The following is a 7,502-nucleotide window of genomic DNA, read 5'->3' as shown; positions in this document are numbered from 1 at the left end:
GTGGACAATCCTCATCAATTAAAGTTTTACTTTATTGCACACCATATTGAATATAACTTGAATCATAGTATACCCATTGATTTGTCCCTAAGCAAAGCCATCCATCTTGCTTACTCCATACTCGATATGATTCACCATGATGTAACTGTCTTATAACATTCCCGTTTAATGATGGAGCGTCTCGCAGATTCACATTATCGCCAGTAATAGTTGCCACATAATGTTTATACTGAATATAACTTGAATCATTATATACCCACTGATTTGTCCCTAAACAGAGCCATCCATCTTGTTCTCCCCAAACTTCATATGATTCGCCACGATTCAATTGGCGAATTACACTAGACTGTAAAGATGGTCCACTTCGTAAATTTACATTATCTCCATTAATTACAGCAACTCCGTATACTGGTGTTGCATTATTAGGCGTGGAAATATTACCTCCACCACTTGCTCCATTTCCTTGTAAAGCTTCTAATGAAACAGCTGCTGATATCACAATTCCCTACTCCTGAAATTTGACCAGAATCTGTGTACTGCCACGCTGTCCACGCTGTCCATCCACATGTACAACTTCAGTTAGAGGACACGACGTTTATGCTATAGTAATAAAGTTCTAATATATTCATTTTGTCGAGATGTTTAAGAAAAAAGTGAAATTGAAACTACACCGTCCACCAGAAACTCCATTAATACACTTTTAACACCTCAAAAAAGGCCTTGTAATTACAAGGCCTTTTGCAAACTCCCTTTATTTTGTAGTAAGTACATATTATAGTAAAGTCCTTGTTTACTAAGCAACTCTTGATGTGTTCCTCTTTCTATGATTTCCCCTTCATGCATAACAAATATTTGATCCGCATCTTGGATTGTAGACAATCTGTGTGCAATCGCTATCGTTGTTCTACCTTTTCGCATTTGCTGCAATGCCGTTTGGATAGCCTCCTCTGTTTCTGTATCAATATTTGCCGTCGCTTCATCTAACACTAATACTTTCGGATTAGTTGCTATCGTTCTAGCAAAAGCAATTAATTGCCTTTGACCACTAGAAAACGCAGCTCCTCTTTCGACTACTTCTGTATCATATTTCTCTGGTAATTTTTCAATAAACGTATTCGCTTGTACAAATCGCGCTGCTTCTTCTATCTCTTCATCCGTTATCTCTTCATTATACATACGAATGTTTTGCTTTACATTTCCAGCAAATAAAAATGCATCTTGCAGCACAAGACCAATTTTCTTTCGAATTTCTTTTTCTTCAAACTTCTCTAAACCCACTCCGTCTATTACAATATTACCTGATTTAATATTGTAAAATCTCATTAATAAATTCATAATTGTACTCTTACCACTACCAGTGTGTCCAACGAAAGCAACCGTTTGCCCTGGCTTTACGTGAAAAGATACATTTTTTAAAACGTCACGCTTTCCATCATATGAAAAAGTAACATCTTTAAACTGAATTTCCCCGTTAACTACTCGTGGATTTTCACTCCCCATTTGAACAGGAGCTAAATCTTTATCATCCATTAAATGAAATACACGCGATGATGAAACGAGCGCTTGTTGGAAGAAAGATAGTTTCATCATCATCTCGTTTACCGGCTGGAAGAAACGATGAATATAGTTAACGAAAGCATATAAAACCCCTACTTCAACAGGACTCTTTAAAGCGTCAATTCCAAATAAACCAAGAACTAACGCAATTGCTACAATATGAACAAGGTCTGTTGCTGGACGTAAAAGTAATGCATCTAATTTCAATGTACGACGTCCAGCACTATAATGCTTGTTGTTCACTTCTTCAAACTCTTTTCTCATCCGCTTTTCTTGCCGGAACACTTGAACAATATTCATCCCTTGAATGGACTCATTTAACTTTGCATTTAATACACTCAGTTGATTACGTACCTCTAAATAAAAAGCTGCACTTTTCCGGCGATACAGTACCATAATCGCAAACATAATTGGAATTAATATGAGAGAAAATAGCGCTAATTTTACATCTAGTAAAAACATCGCTACTAAAATCCCCACTAAAAAGACTACATTTTTCACGAATGTTGATAGTACACTAACATAAAAATCCTTAATCGCTTCCGTATCATTCGTTATACGAGATACGAGCATACCAATCGGCGTACGATCAAAGAAACTTAATGATAACTTTTGAACATGTTCATACACTTCAACACGCATATCTTGAACAATCTTAAAAGCAATATTTTGAAAGTACAATAAATTCAAATACGTAAATAATACTTTTAATAAGTGAGCAATTATGTACACAACAAATAAAGTAACTAGCGCTGATTGTTCGAAATTACGTGGTACCAAGTGTTCATCTAGAAATTGTTTAATTAAGAAGGGCCCCATCATTTCAGTTACAGTTGCGCCAACTAGAAATATAAATGCTAACGATAATAAACCTTTATATGGCTTCATATAGGAAAGCAATCTCCCTAAATCGCTCTGCTTTTTCTCAGCCATCATACGCCTCCTTTCTCAACTAACGCCTCTAACTGCTGGCTTTCGTACATGTCTTTATACCAACCGTGTTCTTTCATTAGTTGCTCATGTGTCCCTCGCTGCACAACCGTTCCTTCATCAACAACAAGAATAAGATTTGCATGCTGAATCGCACTTAAACGGTGCGCAGTAATAATCGTTGTTTTCTCTGCTCTTTCTCGTTTCAGTGCAGTTAAAATTGTTTCTTCTGTTTTTGCATCTACAGCTGACAAACAATCGTCTAAAATTAAAATTTCAGCATTTGTTAATAACGCACGCGCAATGGAAATCCGCTGTTTTTGTCCTCCAGATAGCGAAACTCCTCTTTCACCTACTACCGTGTCATATCCTTCTGGAAATTGAATAATATCATTATGAATACAAGCAATCTCAGCAGCACGGGTAATTTCTTTATATGTAGCATCGGCCTTTCCAAAAGCAATATTCTCCCCAATACTCGCTGAAAATAAAAAATGATCTTGCGGTACGTATGAAATTGCAGAGCGCACACCATGAAGTGTTAAATCTCGAATATCTCGCTCACCAACTTTTAATTCACCATTAAAATGGTCATACTCGCGAATTAAACATTTTAACAACGTCGTCTTCCCTGCACCGGTACGTCCTACAATTCCTAACGTTTCACCTTTTCTTAAATTAAAATAAATATCTTTTAAGTTTAAGAGTTCATTTTTCTTATAAGAAAACGAATCAACAGCGAATGAAACATCACCACATACTATAGTATCTATAGCATGTTCCCTATTCACTACTTCCGAAGTTTGTGAAAGTATTTTCTCCACACGATCATATGAAGCACGTCCACGCTCCATAATATTAAACAGCCATCCAAAAGCTAACATTGGCCACGCAAGAGTCCCTAAGTATGTTGTAAATGTAACTAATTCACCTATAGTTAATTCTCCCCGTACAACTAATAGTGATCCGTAACAAACTGCGATTAAAAATGAAAACCCGACAATAAGAGCAATCGTTGGATCGAATAACGAGTCAATACGTGCAACTAACATATTTTTATGTACAACATCTTCCGATTTCTTCCGAAATGCTTGTAAATCTTCTTTCTCTTGCCCAAGCGAGCGAATTACCTTCATCCCACTCATACTTTCTTGTACTTTATCATTGATTTCAGAAAACGCTTGCTGCGCTTTATGAAATCTTCTATGCAATAAAGTTCCATAATAATTTGTAGAAATCGCTACAATTGGCATCGGAATTAAACTTAATAACGTTAACTTCCAGCTAATTGTAAATCCCATCACTACGAGTACACACCCTCCAACAGCTAATGAATCAACGAGTGTTAAAACACCTGACCCAGCAGTTTGCTGAATCGCCTGAATATCATTGGTCGCATGTGCCATCAAATCGCCCGTACGACGTGATTGATAAAAGGATGGGCTCATCTTTGTGAAATGTTCATATAAATTCTTTCGTAATTGACGGGCTAGTTTTAAAGAAGATCCAAAAATCGTAATACGCCATAAGTAACGTAATATGTACATCGTAATCCCTACAGCTACTAACAGAATGACCCATTTCAACAATTTTTCAGACGTTAATGTTCCATTATTAATTTCGTCTACTACAATCCCAATTACTTTTGGCGCTACAAGTTCAAGGAGCGCGACACCAAATAACATAATAATTCCGATTATGTATGCCCGTTTTTCTTGTTTAAAAAACCAAGCTAAATTAAAAAACACTTTCATATTTATCCTCCTCCCTTAAAATGAGCGATATTTTCAGTGTAACAAAAATACAGAATTTTTAAAAGTTTTAAATATCTTTTGTACCCAAAAGAAAAGGGCACTCGGTAAGAGTGCCCTTTGGCGCTTATTTTGTTTGTTGCTTGTTCATCGCGCTCATCATTTGATTGATTTTCTTTTGGGAAGGTTTTTGCCCCATTTGCATCATCATCATTTTTAGCATTTGTTCGTTAATTGGTGGATTTTTTTGTAAGTAATTCATCATGTATTTGCGGGCAATGAAAAATCCTAAAGCCACGCCTGCTACTAGTGCTACTACGCCCACTAGAATACCTAACCACATTGGCATATCTTTTCCTCCTTCATGTTGTCTACCTTACAGTGTACTAAAACCTTTTCAATAAGACAAGATACTATTCGACATTTTTTATACATATGTTCGTACTTGTTTGAGAGGATTTAACCAGCCGTACTTTTTATTTTCATAATCCATCGCGAAAAATGTTAACTCACACTTTCTAAGCACCTCAAAGAAAGTTGTTTCCATGGATACATTTCCAGAAGTATTCATTCGAATATATTGTGGTTTCACCATTATTTCACCATATTCCGCTCCTGTATAAAGCGTATGAGTATGATTTGTTCTTTCATATTTGCCAAGAACACGCAAAGCTTGTTCTAATTTATGATGAATTTTCATTACTTGTATTGGCATCGTAATATATATCATTTGCTTATATAACACTTTCTTTTCCGAAAGGGACCCAGATTCTGAAAATCGAGCAAATAAATCAAAAAACAAATATTCACGACCAAAGTAAGCTTTCGCAATATCTTCTTGAATTAAATACAATTCATACGTTTTCATTTTTCCCCTCCCGATCTGGACAATCTTTTCTCTACATTATATAAAAGAAAATTTGCAATGATTGTCTGACTATGGAGAGAGAAAAAACTTTTTCTGTCGAAAAAACTCAATTACATAGAAAAATCTCCCCATGCTGGAGAGATTTTACTAAAATCATTAAAGCATTTCTTTTACTTTACGAACAACGTTCTCTACAGTAAATCCATACTCTTCCATAATCTTCTCACCAGGAGCAGAAGCACCGAATGTATCGATACCTAGTACATCACCGTCAAGACCTACGTAACGGTGCCATCCGAATGTAGCACCCATTTCAATTGCGAAACGTTTCGTTACTGCTTTTGGTAATACAGATTCTTTGTACTCAGCAGTTTGAGCTTCAAAGCGATCCATAGATGGCATGCTGACAACAGCTGCGTCAACGCCGTCTACTGCTAATGCTTTTTGTGCTTCAACAGCTAGACTCACTTCAGATCCAGTTGCAAGTAGGATTACATCAGCTGTTTCTTTCTTACTTGGAGAAACTACATATGCACCTTTTGCTACTTTTTCATAAGTATCGTCTTTTGCACCTTCTAATGTTGGAAGATCTTGACGAGTTAAAACTAATGCAGTCGGTGTTTTTGTAGATTCTAAAGCTAATCTCCAAGCTGCAACAGATTCGTTACCGTCAGCAGGACGAATAACAGATACATTTGGCATTGCACGAAGCGCTGCTAATTGCTCAACTGGTTCATGTGTTGGGCCATCTTCACCAACAGCGATACTGTCGTGTGTAAATACATACGTTACAGGCAATTGCATTAATGCTGCAAGACGAATTGCTGGACGTAAGTAATCAGAGAATACGAAGAACGTACCACCGTAAGTTTTTAAACCGCCATGAAGTGCGATACCGTTCATTGCTGCACCCATTGCAAACTCACGTACACCGTACCAAATGTTTTTACCGCTGTAATCAGCTCTTGTAAAGTCTTTTTCGTTATTCATGTATGTTTTGTTAGAACCAGCAAGGTCCGCAGATCCACCAAAGAATGATGGTACAGACTCTGAAATAGCATTAATTACAGCACCTGAAGAATTACGTGTTGCTGCTTTTGATCCTAATTCATAAGTTGGTAAGCTTTGTTCCCAACCTTCTGGAAGAAGACCGTTCATTGCTACTTGCAGTTCGTTTGCTAATTCTGGATATGCTTGTGCATATTCACCGAGCATCGTGTTCCATGCAGCTTGCGTCGTTTCACCAACATCTTGTACTGTTTTACGGAAGTTTTCATATACTTCTTCTGCTACATGGAAGTCTTGTTCAGCATTCCAAGCATATGCTTCTTTTGTTAATTTTGTTTCGTCTACACCAAGTGGAGAACCATGTGAAGCTGATTTCCCTGATTTGTTTGGAGAACCGAAACCAATTGTCGTTCTTACTTCAATTAGCGTTGGGCGTTTTTCGTCAGCTTTCGCTTCTTCAATTGCTTTTGCAATTGCTTCAATATCGTTTCCATCCTCAACACGGATTACTTGCCAGCCGTATGCTGTATAACGATCTTCTACACTTTCAGAGAATGAACGATTTAAATCGCCATCTAATGAAATGTCATTAGAATCGTATAACACTACAAGACGACCTAATCCTAAGTGTGCAGCTAATGAAGATGCTTCAGCAGAAACGCCTTCCATTAAATCGCCATCACCACAAATAGCGTATGTAAAATGATCCACTACATTGTACGCATCACGATTATACTTTGCTGCTAAATGTCTTTCAGCCATCGCCATACCAACAGCTGTTGCAATACCTTGTCCAAGTGGACCAGTTGTTGAGTCTACACCTACTGTGTGACCATACTCAGGATGTCCTGGAGTTTTGCTTCCCCATTGACGGAAGTTCTTTAAATCATCCATTGTTAAGTCATAACCAGATAGATGAAGTAGGCTGTATAGTAACATTGAGCCATGACCTGCAGATAATACGAAACGATCGCGGTTAAACCACGTTGGGTTATTTGGATTGTGTTTCATAAATTGAGTCCATAATGTATAAGCCATTGGTGCTGCACCCATTGGCATTCCTGGATGACCAGAGTTTGCTTTTTCAATCGCATCAATGGATAATGTGCGAATCGTGTTGATAGAAAGTTGTTCGATTGAATGTGACATGCTATTCTTCCCTTCGCGTATGTTAGTAAACGTTTTATACATTTATATGATAGCTTCCCACGCAAGATTATACAACATGTATCGACAAATATGTTGATGTTTTTTTGGTTTTTTATAAAAAACCCAATGATTTCGGTAATGTATGGGCATTCAATATGACATACTTTTTCATTGTTTTTATTTTAGAAAGAAAGGGAATAATCTGTATTTTTATACAAAAGAAGCACCTTATGTGGGTG

General features: G+C 37.0%; 5 protein-coding genes and 1 pseudogene. All 6 read right to left on the bottom strand.

Annotated features, from left to right (window positions below; genetic code table 11):
* Positions 1-31: 31 nt before the first annotated feature.
* Positions 32-563: pseudogene (locus MR071_RS21115) on the bottom strand (SH3 domain-containing protein); the annotation flags it as partial.
* A gap of 163 nt (positions 564-726) precedes the next feature.
* A complete protein-coding gene (locus MR071_RS21110) occupies positions 727-2,490 on the bottom strand; it encodes an ABC transporter ATP-binding protein (protein ID WP_105585323.1) in 1,764 nt (587 codons plus the stop codon).
* Positions 2,490-4,241 (bottom strand): ABC transporter transmembrane domain-containing protein, encoded by a 1,752-nt coding sequence (locus MR071_RS21105; RefSeq protein ID WP_242237845.1) that lies wholly within the window; start codon positions 4,239-4,241, stop codon positions 2,490-2,492. The genes MR071_RS21110 and MR071_RS21105 overlap by 1 nt, the downstream gene beginning before the upstream one ends.
* A gap of 124 nt (positions 4,242-4,365) precedes the next feature.
* A complete protein-coding gene (locus MR071_RS21100; RefSeq protein WP_001132292.1) occupies positions 4,366-4,587 on the bottom strand; it encodes a YneF family protein in 222 nt (73 codons plus the stop codon).
* Positions 4,588-4,665: 78 nt separating this feature from the next.
* Positions 4,666-5,106, bottom strand: a complete 441-nt coding sequence (sirA, locus tag MR071_RS21095; protein ID WP_002146251.1) for a sporulation inhibitor of replication protein SirA — start codon at positions 5,104-5,106, stop codon at positions 4,666-4,668.
* A gap of 156 nt (positions 5,107-5,262) precedes the next feature.
* Positions 5,263-7,263, bottom strand: coding sequence for a transketolase (gene tkt, locus MR071_RS21090; protein ID WP_242237844.1), 2,001 nt, complete (start codon positions 7,261-7,263; stop codon positions 5,263-5,265).
* Positions 7,264-7,502: the final 239 nt, after the last annotated feature.

The organism is Bacillus cereus group sp. BfR-BA-01316 (genome assembly GCF_022664195.1).
In the GTDB taxonomy this organism is placed as follows: domain Bacteria; phylum Bacillota; class Bacilli; order Bacillales; family Bacillaceae_G; genus Bacillus_A.
Note: the sequence above shows the minus strand (reverse complement) of the source record. Positions and strands in the feature narration are given on the sequence as shown.

Coding starts and splice junctions, on each gene's coding strand:
- MR071_RS21100 (WP_001132292.1), bottom strand. CDS start 4,587: ATGCCAATGTGGTTAGGTATTCTAGTGGGCGTAGTAGCACTAGTAGCA.
- MR071_RS21105 (WP_242237845.1), bottom strand. CDS start 4,241: ATGAAAGTGTTTTTTAATTTAGCTTGGTTTTTTAAACAAGAAAAACGG.
- tkt (WP_242237844.1), bottom strand. CDS start 7,263: ATGTCACATTCAATCGAACAACTTTCTATCAACACGATTCGCACATTA.
- MR071_RS21110 (WP_105585323.1), bottom strand. CDS start 2,490: ATGGCTGAGAAAAAGCAGAGCGATTTAGGGAGATTGCTTTCCTATATG.
- sirA (WP_002146251.1), bottom strand. CDS start 5,106: ATGAAAACGTATGAATTGTATTTAATTCAAGAAGATATTGCGAAAGCT.